Raw genomic sequence first — 909 nt, 5'->3', positions numbered from 1 at the left:
TTCATTTAATATCTCCTTGATGAATGTAAGTAAATTATCTTTACAATTATAATTATAGTATATGGTGTAAGTTTTGTCAAATTTTTTTACTATTTTTTTACAAAAAATATATATATTTTGCAGTTTTTTTGCTATTTTAACGTGATTTTATCAAAAAATACATATTATTTGTAAATTTAAAGTAAATTCATTGGGTAAAACTATATTTTTTATATCGATAAAGTAAAAAATATTTACTATATTTMTTGAAGTATGTAAATAATTATTTTTTTATTTACCTATTATAAATATTAATTTAATTACATATGATAAGCATTTAATAACGGGAACTTTTTAATGATTTATTCGTCTAATTAAATATATTGTAAAATTAGCTTGATATTTTTTATTTGAAGTTTATAATTTATTAGTAAAAAAATAAATTTTTATTAAATTTACGATGTAGACTTTCTTAGGAGCGGTATTGTGAAAAATAGTTTCGTTTTTATATTGATTATAKTATTCAATATTTCTTTATATTCACAGAGTAATGAAAACTCCACAAACTCTAAGATAAGCATAAATTTAGAGCAGGCATTAGATTTAGCAATTGAAAACGATAAAACCCTAAAACAAGCAGAATATGATGTGCGAATAGCTCAAACTCAAAAAGATGCATCATTTTCTGATTTATTTTTACCTTCATTAACAGTAAGCGGCGGACTTAACTTATCAGAGCCGAAAGAATATCAATATAACAACTTAAACACAGGAGTATATTCAAGTGCTGATACTTGGAGTGCTCAAGCAACATTATCAAAAACACTCTTCACTGGGTTTAGAAACTGGAATACTGATAAAGCCAGAGAAATAAACTTACAAATGATGAAAGAGATATATTTTGATGAGAGAAAGAATGTAGCAATAAAC

At 23.5% G+C, this 909-nt stretch carries 1 protein-coding gene; it reads left to right on the top strand.

All coding sequences use genetic code 11. From position 1 onward, the window contains the following. Window positions 1-465: 465 nt before the first annotated feature. Window positions 466-909 (top strand): TolC family protein (locus GQX97_RS12630; RefSeq protein ID WP_198391235.1); only part of this gene is annotated, 444 nt, incomplete at its 3' end.

This window comes from Brachyspira sp. SAP_772 (genome assembly GCF_009755885.1).
Classification (GTDB): domain Bacteria; phylum Spirochaetota; class Brachyspiria; order Brachyspirales; family Brachyspiraceae; genus Brachyspira.
The sequence above is the reverse complement of the archived record's forward strand: the minus strand, read 5'-3'. Positions and strand labels throughout refer to the sequence as shown.